Source organism: Rhizobium sophoriradicis, from assembly GCF_025200795.1.
GTDB lineage: Bacteria > Pseudomonadota > Alphaproteobacteria > Rhizobiales > Rhizobiaceae > Rhizobium > Rhizobium sophoriradicis.
Genome location: NZ_CP104157.1, coordinates 115270 through 137349, shown reverse-complemented (window position 1 = coordinate 137349; position 22080 = coordinate 115270). Strand labels below are relative to the sequence as shown.

At 56.3% G+C, this 22080-nt stretch carries 15 protein-coding genes and 11 pseudogenes; 18 read left to right on the top strand and 8 right to left on the bottom strand.

Annotated features, from left to right (window positions below; all coding sequences use genetic code 11):
* Positions 1-12: 12 nt before the first annotated feature.
* From N2597_RS33395 to virG, 7 genes are all read left to right on the top strand, one after another.
* Entirely contained in the window at positions 13-900 is an 888-nt protein-coding gene (locus tag N2597_RS33395; protein WP_011427351.1) for a type IV secretion system protein, read from the top strand.
* Between the two features lie 29 nt (positions 901-929).
* Positions 930-1097, top strand: a complete 168-nt coding sequence (locus tag N2597_RS33390; RefSeq protein WP_011427352.1) for a type IV secretion system lipoprotein VirB7 — start codon at positions 930-932, stop codon at positions 1095-1097.
* Complete coding sequence (locus N2597_RS33385) at positions 1084-1797, top strand: type IV secretion system protein VirB8 (protein ID WP_042119589.1); 714 nt, start codon at positions 1084-1086, stop codon at positions 1795-1797. Before N2597_RS33390 ends, N2597_RS33385 begins: the two co-directional genes overlap by 14 nt.
* Positions 1794-2675, top strand: a complete 882-nt coding sequence (virB9, locus tag N2597_RS33380) for a P-type conjugative transfer protein VirB9 (protein ID WP_011427354.1) — start codon at positions 1794-1796, stop codon at positions 2673-2675. The genes N2597_RS33385 and virB9 overlap by 4 nt, the downstream gene beginning before the upstream one ends.
* On the top strand, positions 2672-3775 hold the full coding sequence (virB10, locus tag N2597_RS33375; protein WP_011427355.1) for a type IV secretion system protein VirB10: 1104 nt from the start codon (positions 2672-2674) through the stop codon (positions 3773-3775). Before virB9 ends, virB10 begins: the two co-directional genes overlap by 4 nt.
* Before the next feature lie 40 nt (positions 3776-3815).
* On the top strand, positions 3816-4850 hold the full coding sequence (gene virB11 / locus N2597_RS33370) for a P-type DNA transfer ATPase VirB11 (protein ID WP_011427356.1): 1035 nt from the start codon (positions 3816-3818) through the stop codon (positions 4848-4850).
* Positions 4851-4947: 97 nt separating this feature from the next.
* Positions 4948-5688, top strand: coding sequence for a two-component system response regulator VirG (gene virG, locus N2597_RS33365; protein WP_011427357.1), 741 nt, complete (start codon positions 4948-4950; stop codon positions 5686-5688).
* An 81-nt stretch (positions 5689-5769) separates the two neighbouring features.
* On the opposite strand, the gene N2597_RS33360 is transcribed toward virG, so the two are convergent.
* The gene (locus N2597_RS33360; RefSeq protein WP_077991683.1) at positions 5770-6387 is read right to left on the bottom strand and encodes a conjugal transfer protein VirC2; all 618 of its coding nucleotides are present in this window, start codon (positions 6385-6387) and stop codon (positions 5770-5772) included.
* 2 nt (positions 6388-6389) lie between these two features.
* The gene (locus N2597_RS33355; RefSeq protein ID WP_011427359.1) at positions 6390-7085 is read right to left on the bottom strand and encodes a conjugal transfer ATPase VirC1; all 696 of its coding nucleotides are present in this window, start codon (positions 7083-7085) and stop codon (positions 6390-6392) included.
* An 890-nt stretch (positions 7086-7975) separates the two neighbouring features.
* On the opposite strand from N2597_RS33355, the pseudogene N2597_RS33350 reads away from it, so the two are divergent.
* Positions 7976-8681, top strand: a pseudogene (locus tag N2597_RS33350) (IS5 family transposase); the annotation flags it as partial.
* A gap of 16 nt (positions 8682-8697) precedes the next feature.
* On the opposite strand, the pseudogene N2597_RS33345 reads toward N2597_RS33350, so the two are convergent.
* A pseudogene (locus N2597_RS33345) lies at positions 8698-8931 on the bottom strand (transposase); the annotation flags it as partial.
* A 62-nt stretch (positions 8932-8993) separates the two neighbouring features.
* Here N2597_RS33345 and N2597_RS33340 point away from each other — a divergent pair.
* Positions 8994-10194: pseudogene (locus N2597_RS33340) on the top strand (IS256-like element ISRle12 family transposase).
* A gap of 71 nt (positions 10195-10265) precedes the next feature.
* On the opposite strand, the pseudogene N2597_RS33335 reads toward N2597_RS33340, so the two are convergent.
* Together N2597_RS33335 and N2597_RS33330 are read right to left on the bottom strand one after the other, a co-directional pair.
* Positions 10266-10573 (bottom strand): annotated as a pseudogene (locus N2597_RS33335) (group II intron reverse transcriptase/maturase); the annotation flags it as partial.
* 537 nt (positions 10574-11110) lie between these two features.
* A pseudogene (locus N2597_RS33330) lies at positions 11111-11569 on the bottom strand (helix-turn-helix domain-containing protein); the annotation flags it as partial.
* A 529-nt stretch (positions 11570-12098) separates the two neighbouring features.
* Here N2597_RS33330 and virE1 point away from each other — a divergent pair.
* The 3 genes from virE1 to N2597_RS33315 all read left to right on the top strand — a co-directional run bounded on the left by virE1 (position 12099) and on the right by N2597_RS33315 (position 15988).
* Positions 12099-12296: a type IV secretion system effector chaperone VirE1 gene (virE1, locus tag N2597_RS33325; RefSeq protein ID WP_011427363.1), complete on the top strand. Its 198-nt coding sequence runs from the start codon at positions 12099-12101 to the stop codon at positions 12294-12296.
* A gap of 3 nt (positions 12297-12299) precedes the next feature.
* Positions 12300-13967 carry a type IV secretion system single-stranded DNA binding effector VirE2 gene (locus N2597_RS33320; RefSeq protein ID WP_011427364.1) on the top strand — a complete coding sequence of 556 codons (1668 nt, stop codon included), beginning with the start codon at positions 12300-12302 and terminating at the stop codon, positions 13965-13967.
* 65 nt (positions 13968-14032) lie between these two features.
* Positions 14033-15988, top strand: coding sequence for a virulence VirE3 protein (locus N2597_RS33315; RefSeq protein WP_011427365.1), 1956 nt, complete (start codon positions 14033-14035; stop codon positions 15986-15988).
* A gap of 31 nt (positions 15989-16019) precedes the next feature.
* On the opposite strand, the gene N2597_RS33310 is transcribed toward N2597_RS33315, so the two are convergent.
* Positions 16020-16265, bottom strand: a complete 246-nt coding sequence (locus N2597_RS33310) for a hypothetical protein (RefSeq protein ID WP_133118220.1) — start codon at positions 16263-16265, stop codon at positions 16020-16022.
* Between N2597_RS33310 and N2597_RS33305 the strand changes: the two are divergent.
* Positions 16179-16853: pseudogene (locus N2597_RS33305) on the top strand (IS3 family transposase); the annotation flags it as partial. The gene N2597_RS33310 and the pseudogene N2597_RS33305 overlap by 87 nt on opposite strands.
* 22 nt (positions 16854-16875) lie before the next feature.
* Here N2597_RS33305 and N2597_RS33300 read toward each other — a convergent pair.
* Positions 16876-17303 (bottom strand): annotated as a pseudogene (locus N2597_RS33300) (recombinase family protein); the annotation flags it as partial.
* A 144-nt stretch (positions 17304-17447) separates the two neighbouring features.
* On the opposite strand from N2597_RS33300, the pseudogene N2597_RS33295 reads away from it, so the two are divergent.
* Positions 17448-17731: pseudogene (locus tag N2597_RS33295) on the top strand (helix-turn-helix domain-containing protein); the annotation flags it as partial.
* A gap of 71 nt (positions 17732-17802) precedes the next feature.
* Positions 17803-18498 (top strand): annotated as a pseudogene (gene istB / locus N2597_RS33290) (IS21-like element helper ATPase IstB); the annotation flags it as partial.
* A 2-nt stretch (positions 18499-18500) separates the two neighbouring features.
* Here the strand turns inward: istB and N2597_RS33840 are convergent.
* Positions 18501-18605: pseudogene (locus N2597_RS33840) on the bottom strand (helix-turn-helix domain-containing protein); the annotation flags it as partial.
* 287 nt (positions 18606-18892) lie between these two features.
* Here N2597_RS33840 and N2597_RS33285 point away from each other — a divergent pair.
* The 3 genes and pseudogenes from N2597_RS33285 to N2597_RS33275 form a co-directional block, all read left to right on the top strand.
* Positions 18893-19043: pseudogene (locus N2597_RS33285) on the top strand (IS3 family transposase); the annotation flags it as partial.
* Between the two features lie 387 nt (positions 19044-19430).
* The gene (gene virD1 / locus N2597_RS33280; RefSeq protein WP_011427368.1) at positions 19431-19877 is read left to right on the top strand and encodes a T-DNA border endonuclease subunit VirD1; all 447 of its coding nucleotides are present in this window, start codon (positions 19431-19433) and stop codon (positions 19875-19877) included.
* A gap of 27 nt (positions 19878-19904) precedes the next feature.
* On the top strand, positions 19905-21149 hold the full coding sequence (locus N2597_RS33275) for a T-DNA border endonuclease VirD2 (protein WP_011427369.1): 1245 nt from the start codon (positions 19905-19907) through the stop codon (positions 21147-21149).
* The last annotated feature ends 931 nt before the right edge of the window (positions 21150-22080 follow it).

Sequence of the window (22080 nt, the reverse complement as noted above, 5' to 3'; positions counted from 1 at the left end):
CAGGTGCAAGCGATGAATTTCACCATTCCGGCGCCGTTTACGGCCATCCATACGATCTTCGATCTGGCCTTCAAGACACGTCTTGATACAGTGCTGGAGGCGATCCAGGAGAAAGTGAGCGCTCCGCTGATCGCTTGTGTTACCCTCTGGATTATCGTCCAGGGTGTTCTTGTGATGCGTGGTGAGGTCGACGTACGCGGTGGTATCACACGGGTGATCATGGTCAGTGTCGTCGTTGCCCTTGTCGTCGGGCAGGCCAACTACCACGATTATGTGGTTTCCGTGTTTGAAGAGACAATCCCGGATTTCATACAGCAGTTTAGTGGCAGCGGCCTTCCACTGCAGACGATCCCCACGCAACTGGACTCGATGTTCGCGCTCAGCCAGGCCGCATTCCAGAAAATCGCGTCCGAAATCGGACCTATGAACGACCAGGACATTCTTGCCTTTCAGGGGGCTCAGTGGGTCTTTTACGGCACGCTCTGGTCTGCCTTCGGAATCTATGATGCCGTCGGCATTCTCACGGAGGTGCTTTTGACGATTGGTCCGCTAGTCCTCGTGGGATACATCTTTGATCGCACTCGCGATATCGCGGCCAAGTGGATCGGACAACTCATCACCTACGGTTTCCTGCTGCTGCTGCTCAACATCGTGGCGACGATAGTCATTCTGACCGAGGCGACTGCACTCGCCCTTATACTCGGTGTGATCACGCTTGCCGGTACGACCGCGGCTAAGATCATTGGTCTTTATGAACTCGACATGTTCTTTCTCACCGGGGACGCACTCATCGTCGCCCTGCCGGCGATCGCCGGCAATATCGGTGGCAGCTACTGGAGCGGTGTAACCCAATCTGCCAACAGCCTGTACCGCCGCTTTGCACAGGTTGAACGACGCTAGGGTGAAACATTGCGCCAAAGGAGGACTCAATGAAATATTGCTTGCTGTGCTTGGCTATCGTTTTGACCGGTTGCCAGACGAATGACAAACCGGCGAGTTGTAAAGGACCTATTTTCCCGCTGAATGTGGGACGATGGCAACCTGCGCCGTCAGATCTTCACCCGGGTATGGCGGATGGACAGCATGAAAGGGTCTGACTATGCGCTGCTGGTAGGGCGGGAAAAGCTGGCCGAGCACTACAAGGAAGTGGAGGCTTTTCAAACCGCACGTGCGAAATCGGCGCGACGTCTCTCCAGAGTGGCTGCGGTTGTCGCAGCCGTCGCAACCTTGGGCAATGTCGCTCAAGCGTTCACGATTGCCACAATGGTACCGCTGACAAGGCTTGTGCCGGTGTATCTGTGGATCCGGCCGGACGGCACAGTGGACAGCGAGGTATCCGTCTCGCGCTTGCCTGCCACCCAGGAAAAAGCCGTCGTCAACGCCTCATTGTGGGAGTATGTCCGGATGCGCGAGAGTTACACCGCTGATACTGCCCAGTACGCCTATGATCTGGTCTCGAACTTCAGCGCCCCGGCGGTGCGCCAGGATTACCAGCAGTTCTTCAATTATCCCAATCCAGGTTCACCTCAGGTCGTCGTCGGAAAACGCGGCAGGCTGGAGGTTGAGCACATTGCTTCGAACGATGTAGCGCCGGGTGTGCAGGAAATTCGCTACAAACGGACCCTCGTCATCGACAGCAAAATGCCGGTGGTGAGTACGTGGACCGCAACAATTCACTACGAAAAGGTGAACAGCCTGCCCGGCAGATTAAGGCTTACCAATCCGGGAGGTTTGGTCATCACATCATACCAGACATCCGAAGATACCGTTTCCAACGCGGGCGCCGGCGAACCATGAAAAAAAAAGAGCTTCTCACCTTGGCATGTCTGCTGTTTGCCGCGACCGGCGTGATGGCCGAAGAAACGCCAACGCCAGGCAGACTGGACCCGCGTATGCGTTATCTGGCCTACAATCCCGATCAGGTGGTACACCTGTCGACGGCGGTTGGAGCCACTCTGGTTGTTTCGTTCGCAGCCAACGAAACGGTGACGGCAGTGGCCGTTTCCAACAGCAAGACTCTCGCGGCACTTCCACGCGGAAACTATCTGTTCTTCAAAGCCAGTCAGGTTCTGCCGCCCGAGCCGGTGGTGGTGCTGACCGCAAGCGATGCCGGGATGCGGCGCTATGTCTTCAGCATCTCTTCCAGTACGCTGGCACATCTCGATAAGGAACAGCCTGATCTCTACTACAGCGTACAATTCGCCTATCCTGCCGATGAAGCGGCGGCCCGCCGAAAGGAGGCGCAGGACAAGGCAGCCGCAGACCGCTTGCGTGGGGAAGCGCAGTATCAACGCAGGGCGGCAGATTTGCTGGATCAGCCCGCCACAACAGGGGCCACCGGAGACAGGAACTGGCACTACGTGGCCCAGGGTGATCGTTCGCTGTTGCCGCTCGAAGTATTCGATAACGGATTTACAACTGTATTCCGCTTTCCCGGCAATGTTCGCATACCCTCCATCTACACGATTGATCCTGACGGCAAGGAAGCGGTTGCGAACTATTCAGTCAAGGGGAGCTATGTCGAGATTTCTTCAGTTTCTAGTGGTTGGCGGCTGAGAGATGGTAACACCGTTTTGTGTGTCTGGAATACTGCCTACGATCCTGTTGGCCGAAGGCCGGATACGGGTACGGTCAGGCCGGATGTGAAGCGCGTGCTGATGGAGGAGAGAGGGTGATCGGGGATGATCAGCAACCGTCCCACGATATCGATGCCGGCGGATCCCTTGTCTCCGGCACACATCACCAGCGACTTTCGGGACCCCGCAAGCTGATCGTTGCAGGTCTTGTTCTTGTGCTTTCACTTGGTCTCATCTGGCTCGGCGGGCGACAGAAGAAGGCGGATGCAAACCCGCCACCGTCTCCCATGATCTCCACGAACACGCAGCCGTTTCATCCGGCACCAATCGAGATTTCACCCGATGCCCCGCCGGCCGAGAGAGCCGTCCAGTTGCCTGCTCCGGAACCAGCACGCAGTGAGCCGCAGCCGGCGGAAACACCGATCTTCGCGTATACCGGTGGCGATGACCGCCCCGGTCATGGCGCCACCGGCCGGCAAGATGACAAGGACGAAGAGCGGACGCCGCCGAACGGTGAGGTGTCTGCAGGAAGCGATGTTTCGATACGCATGAAGCCCACCGAACTCCAGCCCAGCAAGGCAACGCTGTTGCCCCACCCGGATTTCATGATAACCCAGGGAACGATCATCCCGTGCATCCTGCAAACGGCAATCGACACGAATTTGGCTGGCTATGTAAAATGCGTATTGCCCAGGGATGTTCGCGGCACGACCAACAATGTTGTGCTACTTGATCGTGGTACCACAGTCGTCGGCGAAATCCAGCGTGGTCTGCAACAAGGAGATGCGCGGGTATTTGTTCTTTGGGACCGCGCGGAGACGCCCAATCATGCCATGATTTCGCTTTCATCGCCCGGCACGGATGAACTCGGCCGCTCGGGATTGCCGGGCACCGTCGATAACCACTTCTGGCAGCGCTTTGGCGGCGCCATGCTCCTTAGTGTCGTTCAAGGGGCATTCCAGGCAGCGAGCACCTATGCCGGCAGCTCGGACGGCGGAACGAGCTTCAACAGTATCCAGAACAACGGTGAACAAACGGCGGATACTGCTCTCAAGGCAACCATCAACATACCGCCGACCCTGAGGAAAAATCAGGGCGATACGGTCTCGATTTTCGTGGCTCGTGACCTTGATTTCTCCGACATTTACCAGCTTCGCGTGACGGGTGGCGCGACCCGATACCGGCAGCACCGCCGCTGACAAAGCCAACTTTTTCGCTCACAGAACGGGATGTGATACAATGGAGGTCAATACGCAGCTGCGATTTCTTCTCAATCCGGTTTTGGAATGGCTCGACGACCCGAGGACCGAAGAGGTTGCGATAAATCGACCTGGCGAGGCATTTCTGCGCCAGGGCGGCATCTTCACCAAAATGTCCCTGCCTCTGTCATACAACGATCTCGAAGATATCGCCATTCTGGCAGGCGCATTGAGAAAGCAGGATGTCGGACCACGAAATCCCCTTTGCGCCACTGAACTTCCGGGTGGTGAGCGGCTGCAAATTTGCCTGCCGCCCGCTGTCCTGGCGGGCACTGTGAGCTTGACGATTCGACGGCCAGCTTCCCATGTTTCCGGTCTCAACGGGGTTACGGACCGTTACGATGTTTCAAGATGGAACCAGTGGGAGAGGCGAAAAAGGCGCCGGGATCAACAGGATGAAACTATCCTCAGGCACTACGACAGCGGCGATCTGGAGGCATTTCTGCATGCATGCGTCGTGGGTCGGTTGACGATGCTGCTTTGCGGCCCAACCGGGAGCGGCAAGACGACGATGAGCAAGACTCTGATCAGTGCAATCCCGCCGCAGGAACGGCTGATCACAATCGAGGATACCCTCGAACTCGTCATTCCACATGAGAACCACGTCCGGCTGCTCTATGCAAAAAATGCGGGCGGACCGGACGCTGTAACCGCCGAGCACCTGCTGCAGGCCAGTCTGCGCATGCGGCCGGACCGGATTCTTCTCGGAGAGATGCGTGACGACGCGGCATGGGCCTATCTGAGTGAAGTCGTCTCAGGGCATCCGGGATCGATTTCCACCATACACGGCGCCAATCCTGTTCAGGGGTTCAAGAAACTGTTTTCACTGGTGAAAAGCAGCTCGCAGGGCGCTGGCCTGGAAGATAGAACACTGATCGACATGCTTTCGAGCGCGATTGATGTCATCATACCCTTTCGAGCCTACGGCGACATTTACGAGGTGGAAGAAATCTGGCTCGCCGCTGATGCGCGCCGTCGGGGAGAGGCGATTGGCGATCTTCTGGATCAGCACTAGATGTTGCTCAACTTTCAAGCAGGCGAGATATGTATCGGGTTATGTTTGTAACAAATCATTTTTATGCACGCTCAGCCTCAGCCGCTGGGATCCTGGAATGAAAGGTGAACGGTTGAAACACGTTCTTGTCATTGATGACGACCTCGCGATGCGGCATCTTATCGTCGAATGTCTCACGGTTCATGCCTTGAAGGTGACTGCCGTAGCCGACAGCCAGCAGTTTAACCGCGTCCTCTCATCCGAGACCGTCGATGTTGTGGTCGTTGATCTCAATCTGGGACGTGAGGATGGGCTTGAAATCGTCCGCACGCTAGCAACAAAATCAGACGTTCCGATCATAATCATCAGCGGAGATCGCCTGGAAGAAGCGGACAAGGTCTTGGCTCTCGAACTCGGAGCCACCGATTTTATCGCAAAACCCTTCGGAACGCGGGAGTTTCTGGCACGGATCCGCGTTGCCTTGCGTGTGCGTCCGACCGTCGCGCGCACCAAGGATCGGCGCACATTCTATTTCGACGGCTGGACACTTAATCTCAGACAACGCCGTTTGACTTCGGAAGGCGGCGCCGAGGTCAAGCTCACTGCAGGTGAGTTCAACCTTCTGGTCGCATTCCTCGAGAAACCGCGCGATGTGTTATCCCGCGAGCAGCTTCTGATTGCGAGCCGGGTGCGCGAAGAGGAGGTATATGACCGAAGCATCGACGTCCTCATCCTGAGGCTTCGCCGCAAGCTCGAGCAAGATGCGGCGAACCCTCGGCTGATCAAGACTGCAAGAGGTGCCGGCTACTTCTTCGATATTGATGTGAATGTTTCCTACGGAGGAGTGATGGCTGCCTGATCTGGCGTAGCAGCCATCCGGCGGTTCGATCCCGAACCAATTTTTCCCGCGTCCGGCAGGTGCTCGAATTGTTCGGGCATCTCACGTCCTCCGGCCGCGTCCCGGTGCCTTCGCCGCGTCAAAGAATGAAGCAAGCGCGGCGGTGGCGAGTTTAAGGCCAAACGCGCGCGAAGTCTCCAGTCCGGATGGATCGAAGTGATCGCGTGCGATTTTCAGCGCCGATACGGGGAGCATGCGGGATGTCTGAACAATGACGCGTTTTTCGGAAGTTTCCTGAGGGATTGGATAGCTTTGGGAAGCCTTGCTAAACGATCCGTCCATCAGCATGGTTTCGAAATCGTCGAGCGCACGACGCAGTATCATCTGCAGAGACTTGGAAGCGCTGTATTGCAGGATCAGACTGTCATATATTTCTGATACTCCAGGCGCGGGCGGCCGCGCTGAAAGAAAAACCTGGACCTTTTCCGGCGCCGTGCTCGAATTGAGCGCATCCACAGTTCTTATCGATTGCGATTCGGGGCCGGAACGCTTGGCAAGAGCAGATGTCGTTCGTCGCTCTTCATGGCCGGCTCTTTGGGGCAACCGTGGCGCGGCTGCATCCCGGGAGAAATGTTGCAGGTCCGGATGAATAATCCCGGGTCGAGCTGCAGCAAGCCGCTTCGCTTCGTCGACGGACAGGGCCGGTTTGCGGATACCCATCTTCAACCCTCCAGGGCGTCGCCAATCAATTTTGAGATGACCACGAGTTCCTCCATCGCAATCCTGATATTCCGCTCAAGCAGACGCATCGTTGAATCAGCTCTCATGTTCAACAATGTGAGATGCAACATGCCGCGTTCCTTCATTGCGGCAAAGGCATCCCTCTCGTGCATGGGAGCCTGCACAACCGGGAGGCTCGCGAGCATGTCCGACATCGCGCGCTGCGATGTGGTCAATCGGCCGACCGGAACACGTTGTCGCAATACGGTTGTGGGAACTGCGAGGTTCTCGCTCAGCAACAGCTCGATAACGTAGCGGTAGGTCGACAATGCCTCGTCAATATCGAGCGGGGTCAACATTGTAGGGATCAGAAGCATGTTTGAGCTGGCAATGATGGTGTTGTTGAGTTCGCTCGATCCTCCATGCGTATCTGCCAACGCATAATCAAATCCCTGAAGCTCGGCGTCCTCATAGGCTGCCTCGAGAAGGGCCATCTCCTCGGCGGCGTAAACCTCGCAGCAAGGGTCCCAGGTCCCGCTGCGTATTGCATTTTCCTTCCACCTCGGCAGCGGCCGGTTCTCGTCGGCATCGAAGAGAGCCACCCGTTTGCCGTCGTTTGCAAGGGCAGCGCAAACACCCATGAGCGCAGTCGTTTTGCCTGCACCTCCTTTGAAGGAGCAAAATGTCAGAAGTTTCATTTTTTGTCCTGCCTGTGGTGTGACACTGAAATGGCGTCTGCCTGTTCGTATATTCCCGTGTTTCTTCGAGTATTCATGAGGGCATCTATTAATCGAATTTTATATTTCATTCCTGTTATATTGATCGCGAATGTAGCAATAGACGGCCGTTCCAGAAGTGTAATAGGCCTCGATCCGACAACGGTCAGCATGAATCGCACGCTTATGTCCGTGAGGCCAATACGGCGGTAGCTCGCCTCGTGCTGACGAGGACGGTACGCGCAATGTAAAGGGAGATTCCGGTCCTCCTCGCTCACTAGCCGCGAGCGCAAACGGCCAAGAGACGCCCGGCGCGGCCCGCTCCAGGCGGCTTGAACGACAAATCGTGCACGGCCCCATCCATCTCCATCCCTGCATGATCGATCGATGTTCAAGGAGATAGTAGGGACACCTCGATCCCAACTGGCATTTCAAGATGGCCAAGTGCATGTCCGCGGCAGACGTCCCAGAAACATTGGCTTGTGGCCTGGAGCGTGTGTCGACCAATATTCAGACCGCAACGCCCAAATTTTTCGACAGAACGAACTGAGGAGGGAGAACGGCGATTTCCCCACGACCATGTAGCACTTGTTCTAACTTGAACGGGAAAATCCCGGCAAGCGCGAGAGGTGAGCCGCTGCGTTTGCAAACTTTGCAACGGGGGGCACAATGCGACCACGCGAGATCCGCCATTCCTGGCAGTGCAGGCAAATCCCTTTGAAGGCTCGATCATCGACCGCGGAGGTCGAATGCGACTGACGAGATCGATGAATGGGCGGGGGAGCGCGGGTCTAAGAGCTGACCGAAAAAGAGTTGAGTGAAATCAGCCAGTTGTGATTCTGTTTGTTTGCTTAGGACAAACGGAGACCACAATGGGCTGGACTGATTTCACCCGTCGGCAATATGCCCGACGCGCAGTGCGGTATGCAAGCGATCTGACGGACCGGGAATGGGGATTGATCTCGCCTTGCCTGCCTGGACCGAGGCGGTTGGGCAGACCGCGCAGCACCGATCTTCGCGAGGTCGTGAATGCGCTGCTTTACATCGCCACGACGGGGTGCCAGTGGCGGATGATGCCCAGAGATTTTCCACCTTTTACAACTGTGCGGTCCTATTTCTATGAATGGCGAGCGACAGGGTTATGGGGCCGGATCAACCATCATCTTGTGATGGAGGCGCGTGACTTGGAAGGTCGGGAGGCCTCGCCGTCTGCGGGCGTGATCGACAGTCAAAGCGTGAAAATCACGGAACGTGGGGGAATTTCGGGCTATGACGCGGGCAAGAAGATCAAGGGACGCAAGCGTCATAGTGTCGTCGACACGCTCGGACTGATGGTCGGCCTCATCGTTCACAGCGCCGATATTCAGGATCGCGACGGCGCGCCTGCCGTCCTCAAAACCATCAGGCGCTGGCCGTGGCTGAGGCATATCTTCGCCGATGGTGTTTATGCCGGACCGAAGCTGAAGGGCGCACTGCAAAAGATCGCTGCGTTCACTCTCCAGATCGTCAAGCGGACCGATAAGGCCAAGGGGCCTCGAGGTTCTGCCGCGTCGCTGGGTCGTGGAGCGCACCTTCGCATGACTTGGCAGATGCCATATCCAGCGGCCTTAAAGTAGTTTGCGCATTCTGCCGCAGTGAAGCGAGGCATCAAGGCCCCGACCGCATCCCATAGAGCATCGATCTCTCGCTCGGCTCGGCCTCGCAACATGGCTTTCAGCTTCGAAAATGCGTTCTCGATTGGATTGAAGTCCGGGCTATAGGGCGGAAGGAACATGAGCTTGGCGCCGGCACGTTCGATGGCATCGCGGACACCGGCTATCTTGTGTGCAGCAGGGACTGCCAGGAATCCTGTGCGTGAGGCCATGATGATGGAAAGGAGAGAATCATCACATGGCTATCGACAAGGAACTTCTGGACCAGCTTTTGGCTGGCCGCGATCCGTCTGAGGTGTTCGGCAAGGATGGCTTGCTCGACGATCTGAGGAAGGCGCTTTCAGAGCGCATTCTCCATGCCGAGTTGGACGAGCATCTCGATGACGAACAGGCGGAGGGCAACGCCAATCGTCGCAACGGCTCTTCGAAGAAGACGGTGCTGACAGGTACGTCAAAGATGACGCTGTCGATCCCGCGCGATCGGGCCGGGACCTTTGATCCGAAGCTGATTGCGAAATACCAGCGTCGCTTCCCGGACTTTGATCACAAGATCATCTCGATGTATGCGCGCGGCATGACGGTGCGCGAGATCCAGGGTCATCTCGAAGAAATCTACGGTATCGAGGTGTCGCCGGATCTGATCTCTGCGGTCACCAATGCTGTTCTCGAGGAAGTTGGGGAATGGCAGAACCGGCCGCTCGAGCTTTGCTATCCGCTCGTGTTCTTCGATGCAATCCGGGTCAAGATCAGGGATGAGGGCTTCGTCCGCAACAAGGCCGTCTATATCGCGCTTGCCGTTCTGGCGGACGGCACCAAGGAAATCCTCGGCCTGTGGATTGAGCAGACGGAAGACGCGAAGTTCTGGCTGCGGGTGATGAACGAACTGAAGAACCGGGGCTGCCAGGACATCCTGATTGCCGTCGTCGACGGGCTGAAAGGCTTTCCAGAGGCGATCACCGCTGCTTTCCCGCAGACGATCGTCCAGACCTGCATCGTGCATCATCCGCCATTCGCTCGAATTCGTGTCATGGAAAGACCGAAAACCGGTTGTCCCGGCGCTGCGGGCAATCTACCGCGCCAAGGACGCCGAAGCCGGAATGAAGGCGCTAGAAGCGTTCGAAACCGGATACTGGGGTCAAAAATATCCTGCCATCGCTCAGAGCTGGCGACGCAATTGGGAACACGTCATTCCTTTCTTCGCCTTTCCCGAAAGCGTGCGTCGGATCATCTACACGACCAACGCCATCGAGGCGTTAAACTCCAAACTCCGGCGGGCAGTCCGCTCGCGGGGCCATTTCCCCAGTGACGATGCCGCCATGAAGCTGCTATATTTAGTTCTGAACCACGCGGCCGAAGACTGGAAACGTCCGCCTCGCGAATGGTTCGAGGCCAAAACCCAGTTCGCCGTCGTCTTTGGCGAACGGTTCTTCAACCAATGACGAACCGGCCTCACGCACAGAATTCCTGACAGTCCCGTGCAGGCAGGTTATCCATAATGACCACGTCTCTAATCCGGCTCAATCATCTGCTTGACCACCATCTGCGCGATCCGATCACTGACCGTCGGCACGCCCAAAACCCTTTCGCCTCCAGTCTTCTTTGGAATGGAGACGGCGCGCACCGGCGGCGGAAAGTAAGCCCCAGAAGACATCCGATTCCAGATCTTGTAGAGATTTCTCGGAAGGTCTTTGTCAAACATCTCCAGGGTCTCACCGTCCACCCGGCTGCACCACGGTTGGCTTTGACCGCTTTGTAAGCTTCGTACACTTGCCGCTTCTCAATCCGAAACGGCTTGTCTGTCGTACCTATCGAAGTCATCCTGTTTCCAGTTGTTCCAAACAATACGACCACCTGATCCGATCCCTTTGCTCCGGCCCCATTACAGGGCCCTCAACGCTCATACGGATCGGTCCGCCCCAGTCTCCTGCATCGGTACTCTCGCCTTACGGTTTCTCCGCTTGGGCTTCTCCCTTGGCATCAGGAGCCTGGTTCCTGCAGTTCCGGGTGAAAGCCTGTGTCCAACTCACGCCCCCTCTACGCCGATCGCCGCCCGCCCAATCATCAGGCACCCGGCGGACTCGTCCCAGGATGACGAAACAGTCCTGGTTTCGACGACGCTTATATTCATAACGGCGCGTCTTCGGAGGGTTCACTTTCGTTCGTCTTTCGGACACGCACCTGCTCGGATCTCGTCCGAACTTTTCATCCGGCGCTCACCACCACGGCTCTTTACCGCAGCAGCTCGGACTGGTTTGAGACCCGCTCCTGAAAGCCGATCCCGGAGGGCCATCCTCCATCATTCACGCAGCTTCACGTTACGGGGTTAGCTCATACTGAACTCCTTCCGTGCCTCTGAAGCACACTTTCGTCGATGAAGATCAGTTTCTCCGGATCGAGGTCCAATTGACCATCGAACCAGGCGCGCCGGCGCTTCAGGACGTCCGGTCGGTCCTGCTCCAGTGCGTGGGGGTCTTTTTTAAAGGTCCACCCACGGCCTCGGAGCCAGGCGCCAAGTGCGCTGCGGCTGATCTTCACCTGCCGCTCGACGGACAAGCGCTCAACCATCTCACCGAGCGTCACATCCCTACGCTCGTCGATCAACGCGACAACGAATTCCTCGTGTGCATCCACTGCCGAAGGTCGTCTCCAGCCCTGTGGCCGAGCAGTTAACTCACCCTCTTTCGCTCTTGCGATCCAGCGGATCGCTGTCGAAATCCCAACACCGAAACGAGCCGCAGCCTGCCGAGCCGACATGCCCGACGCAGACGCTTTCAAAACCCGTATTCGGAGATCATCACTCAGGGCCTGTCCCATCATCCACCTCTCCGCTGTGGATGTTGAATCAGCTTCGGTCGCTCTCGTCACCTCACAATCGATTCATCAATCGCAGGACATGCTCTAGCAAGAGTTTCAGATGAAGCGCGATAGTCGTTCAAAGACCGGGGCTCAAATGGTAGATTCCACACACATTCACTTCAATTCAGGAGGCAAAACTGTGTCCGAAGAGAGACTGCTGGCGCAGGAGCCTTGAAATTCAGAGCACGGCAAGAATGTTGATGCGGCTTACATCGCGCGCGGGGTTCCGATTGGAGCCGCTGTCTGCCGACAGTCAAGCTGAAAAGGCGGCAATTCGGCGAACTCAAAGTGCGAGTTGTTCTGAACGATCTTCGGCCGGGAACGTGTGATGTCGACCTTGCGTCGGAAGAGCCGATTGCGGCCCGGCTCCCCAGCAAAACGGCTCCAAGTCTGAGGAAAGGGTCGCGCTTAGCGCCCTGCAATCGCTCAGGCCGTTCAAGGCCGCGGAGATGGAGAACGTCGCAAGTTTTGCAGGAGAAACAACGACATGGCGATCATTAAACTAAATGCGAATAAAACCAGGCCCGTCTCCTTGCCTGAGGAGCCGCGAGAAATTCACACAGAAGCGTTCAGCATCAATCACCGCTCAAACGGTTTCACGAGTTTGGATCTCGAAATGATTGAACTGGAGAATTTTGTCCTCCGGTGCCCGCTGCCCGAAGAGAATCTCGCAGGAAGGATTTAAACGATGGATCCGAAAAGCGAAGACAATGGGGAAAATATCCCTGTGACTGGCGAGCGCGACTTCGAAAATGCTGTTGTCGTCGATCCCAAGCGTCAAAGGAAGGAAGCACTAGACTCAAGCACGACTCCTGATATCGAGATGACGGGTAGCCACGAAACTTTCGAGTTCGACATCCCCGGGACCCCAGCTCACACGGAAAATGTAAGCTCTCAGTTCGACGAGATGCTTAATTCCCAATCCAGTCATGATTCCCATAGCGTCCACGGCAATCAGTCCGAAGTGGACAATGAGTTATCCAGCCTGTTCGCCAATATGGTTTTGCCTGGCCATGATCGGCGTGCAGACGAGTATATTCTGGTGCGGCAAACTGGACCGGATGCGTTTGCCGGTACGTCTAAAGGTGATCTTGAGCATCTACCCACCAAAGCGGAATTCAACGCAAGCTGCCGCCTCTATAGGGACGGGGCCGGCAATTATTATCCCCCGCCTCTCGCATTTGAAAGAATTGACGTCCCGGCGGAATTAAGCGCGAGATGGCATAACCTTGAGCCAAAAGACCAGGATAAGGCGCGTTTTCAATACAAGTTGGAAGTCTGGAATCGTGCTCACGCAGAGATGGGCGTCACGGGTACGAATATATTCTATCAAACAGATAAGAACATAAAGCTCGATCAAAATTACAGATTGAGGCCTCAAGACAGGTACATACAAACGAAATATGGCCCCCGAGAGGTTCAGAAGCGCTACGAACACCAATTCCAGGCTGGCTCGCTTCTGCCTGATATTCTGATCAAGACCCCGGAAAATCATGTCCATCTAGTGTACAGGTCTGCCGGTGACAAGTTCGCCAATAAGTCCTTTGCGGAGTTCGAGCGGATAATAAAGACTAAGTATGGTAGTGACACCGAGATCAAGCTGAAATCGAAGTCGGGTATCATGCATGATTCCAGGTATCTGGAGTCATGGGAACGGGGAGCTGCGGATATCCGCTTCGCGGAATTCGCAGGAGAGAATCGAGCTCACAACAAAGCTTTGCCGCTTGCGACCATCAATATGGGAGGGCAGCCGGATGGGCAGGGAGGAACGACTCGCGATCGCTTCGTTAGCGTCGATTTCCTAATGCAACACGCCCCCAACTCGCCCTGGTCGCAAGCTTTGAAAAAGGGCGAGCAATGGGATCGCGTTCAAGTCCTTGCCCGCGATGGTAATCGCTATATGACCCCTGCCAGATTGGAATATTCCGATCCGGAGCATTTCGCTCAGGTGATGAATCGAGTTGGACTACCCCACTCGATGGGCCGACAAAGCTATGCGAATTCCATAAAATTTGAGCAGTTTGCCGGGCAGGCGGCAGTGATTGTTGCGAACGGCGCAGATCTACGTGACATTCGAGATCTTTCTTCGGAAAAGCTGCAACAACAGCTGACCGAGAACAACGTTCTCATTGCGGACCGAAATGAGAAAGGCCAGCGAACCGGTACCTACACGAGTGCTGCGGAATATAAGCGGCTCTTAATTAAGTTACCAGACGACGCGGCCCAATTGCTTCGCGAACCGACCGATAAATATTCGCGTGATTTTGTCCGTCCGGATCCCGTGGTACGGCCAATCGTTGATAGTCGCCGGAACTACGAAAATCGACAGCGTGGTCAAAGCATAAACGGGCTGTGACGTTCCGCCACTGCGGGAGCGATGAGACCTGTACCGTCCGAAGTAGCTAGTGAAAGAGCTCAGCCGTGGTCAGCATCACAAAAAAGACTGTCACCAAATCGCTTACAAGTGACATGCGTCGTGCCACCAAGCGCCTGTATGAGCAAATGTGTAAAGCGTTGCTTACGGAAGAGAACGCAATGAGGCGGCAGGCACGGCTCGAGATGCCGAAAAAGAAGCGAAAATATACTGTCGATATGGAGATGGTCGACAAGCTGGACGCCGGCTTTCGAGGTGAAATAAGCTATAAAATTTTTGGAAATAAGCAGCTTCGAATCGACCGCCCAAAAGAACTAACCCGTGAGCACGGTATCTTTGAAAAAACGAAGAAAGTTCTAAAGCGCAACGCAGAAACGGGCGCAGTTTATTTGAGCCTTCACGAAAAGAAGAGTTGGGCTAGGGTTACGAGCCATCAGTACGCTGAGGACGGCACTCTTCGCACGAAGCATGTAAAATATCGAGACGGGCGCTTCGAGGAAAAGTGGGAGCGGGACGAAACCGGTTCCCTTGTCCGGACACGGTATGTCAACCGAGGCAGGCTCAGTGGTCGGCTGTTTCGGCCTGTTTCTGAGGAGCTGAGTGCGCCTGAGCCTGGCGGACCAGAGAACAGACTCTACCGCAAATTGACTCGTCAAGTAGGGTCCAGGCGGGAAACATTTGAGCGGGACGACAAAGGCGGCCTTGAGCTAGTCGGCTATAAACGCCCCGGCTTTTCCAGGAATACAACGAAATCGGAAGATCGCCATACCTCGCAAACGAAGATTCGGAAACTTGGTGGGACATTCAGCAAATCTTACAGGTCCCTCCTGGACAAGGAAGGCAACGAAGTAGGCCGAGATATCCTGAGTCACCGTCGGATGTTCAACAAGAGATCGGCCATCTACGATGAGTCCACAAAGCAATTGACAAGCATTAAACACACCTTCGGCAAAATTTATAAGAGTGAGTCGCAATACCTGAGCGCTGAGATAAAGAAAGTCTCAAAAAAGATACTCGGAGTGACGGTTCGTCGGAAACTGACGGCATTGAGCGAACCTGAACTTTGCGCGCAGAGACTCCGTGTTTCGGAATCGGTCGAGCATAGGAAAGCCTGGCAGGAGCCCACCGCTATCACCAGATCTTCGCCAAGGGAGGATCCTAGCATCCCTTTGGTGTCGAAGCCGGACCGGACTGACCGAGTTCGAAACGGCCGTGGTGTCCAGACCGAAGCCAAACTCACGCTCGTGAACGACAAACCAGTTGATCTTGCTTCACAAAACTCCCCCCTATTTCTCCAACAGGCATCAGAGCAGCAGTTTGGTTTGCAACCACAATCTCCGTCGTCAGCAGTGCATTTTTCGGATTCGGCTTCTAAGGCGGAAGGGGTTACACTAGGCAAAGGTCCAATATCGCAGAGTCCTCGTCGCGGCAATGAACGGGAGGTGCGATCGGAAGAAAATCTTGACAAGTATCTCGGACATTCCGTCTCGTCAAATGAGTCTCTGTCGGAGATCACGCTTCATGGATCGCCGCAAAAACCAACACTAACCGGCTTGCGGGAAACGCCACCACACTCATCCTTGGATCTGCAATCGTCTGACGCCATAAACGATGCTCAGGCTCCGCAGGTAACTTCTTCAGCGGTCAGTCATCAGTCTGCTCCGGAACAAGAGCTCTTGAGTTTTTTGAATGGTGTGCCAGCCCCAGTGCATAGTGGCGGAGAGCGTATTGCTGAGCACAACCGAGATGTTGCTGCATCAAATGCGGCTTTTGATCCGCAGTCATTGTTCGGCGAACCAGACTTGTCACGCGCTTCGGAATTAAGGCTGGAATTTCCAGCGCAAGGCGACCGTCTATCGGATGCGGAACAGCAAGCGTTGCTGAACGGGTTGCTGGCTATACCGCTACCGGCTCGTTCTGCGAAGATGAATTCCGAACGATCGATGATTTTGGAAGGTTCACGGAGTCGAGAGCGGCCCGTGTCAGGAGGGCTTTCGCTATAGAGTGGGAAATGAGACACCCCGGCAAGGCGCTTCACGCCCTCACCCTCGGCCACACAAAGTTATCGATGATTTGTAAACTCGGAACAAATTTCTTCGATTCTGCGAAGGTCTTCTCCACTAGGATCGGGTTGTTCAAGACCAACCTGACGGAAAGACCACCGATGACCAATGACATGATGAGCGTGCGCTCCTCGGATTTTGCCGAATGACGATCCGCTACGAAACCAGGCGCAGCGATGACCATGACCTTCGAGAGCGGATGAAGGCGCTGGCGCATGAACGCCGCTGCTTTGGATATCGACGCCTTCATGTGCTGCTCATGCGTGAGGGTCGCCTTGTGAACCACAAGCGGCTCTTCCGGCTCTATCGGGAGGAGAAGCTGTCAGTGCGCAAACGTGGCGGCCGGAAGCGAGCGATCGGCACACCCGCGCCGATGCTGATCCCGATGGCAGCCACTGATCGATGGTCGCTGGACTTCGTGTCGGATTAACTCACCGATGGTCGCAGGTTCCGGGTGTTTGCGGTCGTCGGCGATTGCACCAGGGAATGCCTGGGCCTCGTCGCCGATACGTCCCTTTCCGGCCTGCGGGTTGCCCTTGAGTTGGACCGGATCATCGAGGAACGAGGCAAGCCGAAGATGATCGTCAGCGACAAATGGCAGCGAGTTCACCAGCAACGCGATCCTGCAATGGACGGATTGGACCAAGGTGGAATAGCACTACATCGCACCGGGTAAGCCGATCCAAAATGCCTTCATCGAAAGCTTCAATGGGCGGCTGCGAGACGAATTCTTGAATGAACGCTAATCTCGGCACTGACCCATGTTGCTCGCTCAGCGCTTTCAAACTGGCGCAGCGATTATAATCCTGTTTCATAACGCCCATCGTTTATGTTGTGGAAGAGAATAGGTTTTCCTGATCTGGATGCGATCCTGTGGGGTGTCGAGGGTTCTGCCGGGCGCGATCGAGGATCTGACGTGCTTGCGGGGTGGCGAGTTTGGAACGGCTGAAGATCCATGGGCCATCGGGTAGCGGATGAGCCCCCTCAATATCGCCAGCCTCGGCCGCCAGACGCGGCGTTTTGGCGTTATCCCGACCAACTTCGCCGCACCGCCCAGATTAAGCCACGGCTCGACCCCGTCGACCTGGGGACGGAAGACCGGAATCTTGCGATATGACCTCAGCGCGGTGACCCGCTCCCGTGTCCACCGATTGCCATTGCCGGTCGTCAGTCCGTTGCGATTGAGGACACCGGCAATCACATCATCATTGGCGATAAGGACGAGCTGTCGTACGGCGTCGACGATATCCTCAGGCTGTCAGTACCGGCGCAATACTCCCCAATAGTGCCGTTTGAGTCTTCCCCAGGTGCTGCGGCCATCGGTCTTCCGGGGCGCGCCCCGGAAGACCGATGGCCCGTCATCGCCGATACTCCTTCCGATGGTCGGAAGGGGATGTTGGTGATCAAGCTGAGGGAGACGATCATGATCCTGGATCTGCATCAGCAGGGGCTGACGGTGTCAGCTATTTCCAGAGAAACAGGCATCGATCGCAAGGCGGTGCGCAAGTACATAGAGCGAGGCCTCGAAGCTCCAGCCTATGGTCCAAGAAAGCCTCGGGCGACGGTCATCGACCCGTTCGCTTCATACCTGCGGGAACGGGTAAAATCCTACCCTGGTCTGACGGCAGTCGATTATTTCGAGAACTGCGTGAACGAGGCTATACCGGCGGCTACACGGCTGTGACGGATTTTCTCCGCGAGGTTCTCGCCTTCTACGATGCCATCGGCAAGGTCCTGGCGCAGGAGGGCCGCCCATGAGCGCGACCCTTGATTCCATTCCGTCCATGATCGATCGTATCCCTCATGATCTCGTCGGCCTGAAGATGCCACGTGCACTCGAAGCTCTCGACCATGTCGTTCGACGCGTCGAGCACGGTGAGCTTTCCGCCCTGGAAGCCATTGATATCCTTCTCTCCGAGGAACTCACCTTACGCGAGAACAGCCGGATCAAGACCGCACTGCGAATGGGTAGGCTTGCCACGATCAAGACGCTCGCCGGCTTCGACTTCACCTTCCAGCCTTCGCTCGATCGCGATCGTATCCTCACCCTGGCGCAGCTCGGCTTCGTCGATCGTCATGAAGCCGTTCATTTCCTTGGCCCACCGGGAACAGGCAAAAGCCATCTCGCCACAGCGCTCGGCGTCGAAACCGTGAAGGCCGGAAAGAGCGTGTATTTTACGACGCTCGCCGATCTCATTGGTTCGCTTGCCCGTTCCGAACGAGAAGGCAGGCTTCAGGATCGCATTCGCTTCTTCTGCAGGCCAAGCTTGCTGATCGTCGACCAGATCGGCTACCTGCCGGTCGTCCAAGGCGGCGGCAATCTCTTCTTTCAGCTCGTCAACGCCCGATATGAACGCGGCGCGATGATCCTGACGTCAAACCGCGGCTTCGCGGAATGGGGCGATGTGTTCGGAGATCCCGTCGCGACGGCGCTGCTCGACAGATTGATTCAGGAGATGCCGAACTCGCGGCACAGCGCCGCAATCTTCTCGCCATCCAGAACCCGCGCAACGAATTTGAGACGCTCGTCCATGAGATTACACTCCTGCCAAGGCACCTTTGCTCTCCTCGCAAAGGCCAAAAGTGTAACCCATGTCTCCGGTATGAACTGTCACCCTTCTCTCGGGAAGGACACTCACGGATCGGTCGAACATCCACGCCGGGACTTCAATAAGCCGATCAGAAGAAGCGCCAGAAAGGCTGCAGCGAAAAATAGCCGTTCCTTTGGTCAGCGCCTCATGGACGTGGACGAACTGACCGGACCAGGGATGCCACGGATACAAAAGCTCACGAACCTCCGTCCCGTGGGTGTTCTGTCGTCGTGTTGTACAATAATTTCCGGCCCTCGGCTGGATGACACCTGCCGAGTTCTCTCAAACAATCAACCCGCGACTTGATGCGGTGCTGCGCAGCCGGAATGGCCGCACCGCAACCCGCCGTTACCGCCCCGAATACAGCAACCGCTGGAACGAATTCAAAATTGGATAAAACTTAGGGGCAAGGTCAATCACCGAGTAAGCTCCCGGAAAGGGCCGCCTTCCAACGCTGATGTGAATATCGGAAGTCGTAGAACCGCTGCTGTTTGCGTCGGTGTCCAGTCCCAAGCCAGCAATCGCTCCAGCCTGCTGAACCGCAACCTGTCTCGGCTTTGGCGTCCCACAGACTGGCGTCTGCCCGCTCATTTGTTTTCGTTCTTTTAATTTGCAAGCAGTTCAATGAAAGACGGTTTCGCTGTTGTTATAATGATTGCGATTGTAATAATATAAACTGAAATTGTGGAAGTATAATATTGATTTGGGATTTAATAGGACTAGGCTTTCCATTGCTCCTGGCGGCGAAGCCCCGGACGGAACAAAATCGTTCCAATTCCATGGAGGAAGTCATGGCGCAGGCCAAACCGGCTCCGTATGATACTGCTACCGACCAGCATAATCGCGTGTGTATCGACGGCTTTAAGGTCGTAAGCACGCGTTTGCGATCGGCTGAATATGAGACCTTCTCCCACCAAGCGCGCTCGCTGGGACTGTCTGACAGTATGGCCATGCGCGTTGCAGTGCGCCGCATTGGGGGCTTTCTCGAAATAGATGAAAAAACGCGTGGTAAGATGGAAGGTATTCTTTTGTCCATGGGAACGCTTTCAGGCAATATTGCCGCCCTGTTGTCTGCTTACGCGGATAATCCGCGGCCGGATTTGGAGGCCCTGAGAGCCGAACGTATCGCTTTCGGCAAGGCGTTCGCCGACCTTGACGGCTTGCTCCGTTCTATTTTGTCCGTATCCCGCCGGCGTATAGATGGTTGCGCTATGCTGAAAGACACATTGCAGCGCTGACGTGGCACCCGCCCGGGAGCATGTTCGATGCCGGATCGACCTCAGGTTATCATTCGCATAGTACCTGATGGTGGAACTAGGACCCTCCAGCAGATCATCAATCAGCTGGAGTATCTCTCCCGGAAGGGAAAACTCGAGTTGCAGCGTTCAGCCCGGCACCTCGATATCCCCGTGCCGCCGGATCAAATCGCTGAACTTGCCCGAAGCTGGGTCCAGGAGACCGGAGTTTATGACGAAAGTCAGCCGGATGAGCGAAGGGAACAGGAGTTGACCACGCATATTATTGTAAGCTTCCCCCCGGGCACAGGTCGAGCAGATGCTTATGCGGCGAGCCGCGAGTGGGCAGCCGAGATGTTTGGGTCAGGCAACGGGGGCGGGCGATACAACTATCTTACGGCCTTCCACGTTGACCGCGATCACCCGCACCTGCATGTCGTGGTCAACCGCCGCGAACTTCTGGGACGTGAGTGGCTGAAGATTTCGCGGCGCCACCCGCATCTGAATTACGAAGCCTTGCGCATGAAGATGGCCGAGATTTCGCTCCGCCACGGCATTGTCCTTGATGCCAGCTCACGAGCAGAACGTGGTATCCTTGAGCGTCCGATGACTTACGCCCAGTTCCGGCGCCTTGAGCGGCAGGCCAGCCGGGTCCGGTTCGACGATGCAGATACGGAACAGGGGTCACCGCGTGAAGATCATCCCTTGCAGGACCAACCTGTGGATACGTTGCCTCCTGCCGGGCCTTCGAGCAAATCGAAGGCCGCAGTTCAACCGTCCGTCGCACATAACGCGTCGCCCGTTCCCTTGTTGGAGAGCGCAGGATTCGTTCCGGCGGGCAACCTCGGTGATGACGCACCAAATGCTGTCCGGGACGGCGCATGCAAGCCAAGGGACAACTCCGGAGTTCCTGGCACAGCAAACCAGAATGCGGTGCAGTCGCCAGACACCGCGCAAGAGAATCCAAAACGACGACGCGATGATGCTGGCGAGCCGAGTGGGGCAAAGGGCGGGAGATCAATTGCCACCGAGCCGGAGACAACCGCCCGGGAGCAGAACGATCGCAATAACCCCGCAACATTGCTGGCCGCCCCCCCCAGGTCACTGTCGTTGAATGACACCGCCCGTAGCGGATCGGCGACTGATTCACTGCCTGCGGTTTTCGAAAGCCAGCAGCAGAGACCGCTTTCCTCGAAGCGGGCACTTGAGGACGAGGCACCGGGTGACCGAAAACGGGCAAGGGATGGGAGCAGCCAGGATCGTCGCCGGGATTAGGACGCAGGTAAGGAGCCAATCATGACCCATGGGCAGTTCACCGATTATCGCGCGCGTCCGGCGCTGACAGTCTCGGACGACGGCCATGGAACGGCAACAATCCCGGCGCTGGAGGGGCAGATCAAGGTACGGGGCGGCGGAGAGGGCGCGGCAGTCGCGGCCGATCTGCCGACACGACCGAATGAAGGAGTGCACCCACATATCAGGGAAATGCCGGCGAGTACTGCTGCCGGCCTCATCGAGGCCGCTGCGGACTCGCCTGGCGCATTCGAAGCGACTGCAAATGTACCCGCCATCCTGCACAATAACAAAGGTGATTTCCGCGCCGCCATGCAGTACTTGCGCTCGCTTGAACCGGAACGATCAGACAGGCGCGCCGGTGAACCTGCCATGTCGCCGGAGCCGCCAGCACGGGCCGCGAAGCGACTGCGCGGAAACCAGTCCCCCGGCTGGACAGTCAAATCGGCCGTACAGCGGCAAAGCGCGCTCGGCAGTCTCTGCCAGCCGAGCAACGCCCATCCGAAGCGAGTGTATACAACATTCGGCCACCGACAGAAACAACACGGGGAAACTGGCAGGAAAGCTCATCAATTCCGGACGCCACTCCCGTCTCCTTACCCCATTCGGGTCCACCCGCGCATTGGTTCGGGAGGGATACCGATACGGATAGAAACTCGGCTGATACCATTCCGCTTGCGAACTGGGGGGTGGAGGAGACCGTGAAGCCGAAAATCTTGCGGTTCATGCGAACACTCCAACTTCCGACACGATGAGAGGTTCTCGCAGCGTGACACATACCGAAGTTCTGGACGATGCCGGCAGTACCCGCACGAAAGAACTCCACAGTCGTTTCCGCGAAGAAACGACCCCCGGATCATCTCAGGGGTTATTTCCGGGTACGCAAACCTCGCCACAAGGTCGCCACGAGGAT

Coding starts and splice junctions, on each gene's coding strand:
- N2597_RS33395 (WP_011427351.1), top strand. CDS start 13: ATGAATTTCACCATTCCGGCGCCGTTTACGGCCATCCATACGATCTTC.
- N2597_RS33390 (WP_011427352.1), top strand. CDS start 930: ATGAAATATTGCTTGCTGTGCTTGGCTATCGTTTTGACCGGTTGCCAG.
- N2597_RS33385 (WP_042119589.1), top strand. CDS start 1,084: ATGAAAGGGTCTGACTATGCGCTGCTGGTAGGGCGGGAAAAGCTGGCC.
- virB9 (WP_011427354.1), top strand. CDS start 1,794: ATGAAAAAAAAAGAGCTTCTCACCTTGGCATGTCTGCTGTTTGCCGCG.
- virB11 (WP_011427356.1), top strand. CDS start 3,816: ATGGAGGTCAATACGCAGCTGCGATTTCTTCTCAATCCGGTTTTGGAA.
- virG (WP_011427357.1), top strand. CDS start 4,948: ATGAAAGGTGAACGGTTGAAACACGTTCTTGTCATTGATGACGACCTC.
- N2597_RS33360 (WP_077991683.1), bottom strand. CDS start 6,387: ATGGGTATCCGCAAACCGGCCCTGTCCGTCGACGAAGCGAAGCGGCTT.
- N2597_RS33355 (WP_011427359.1), bottom strand. CDS start 7,085: ATGAAACTTCTGACATTTTGCTCCTTCAAAGGAGGTGCAGGCAAAACG.
- virE1 (WP_011427363.1), top strand. CDS start 12,099: ATGGCGATCATTAAACTAAATGCGAATAAAACCAGGCCCGTCTCCTTG.
- N2597_RS33320 (WP_011427364.1), top strand. CDS start 12,300: ATGGATCCGAAAAGCGAAGACAATGGGGAAAATATCCCTGTGACTGGC.
- N2597_RS33310 (WP_133118220.1), bottom strand. CDS start 16,265: ATGCGCCAGCGCCTTCATCCGCTCTCGAAGGTCATGGTCATCGCTGCG.
- virD1 (WP_011427368.1), top strand. CDS start 19,431: ATGGCGCAGGCCAAACCGGCTCCGTATGATACTGCTACCGACCAGCAT.
- N2597_RS33275 (WP_011427369.1), top strand. CDS start 19,905: ATGCCGGATCGACCTCAGGTTATCATTCGCATAGTACCTGATGGTGGA.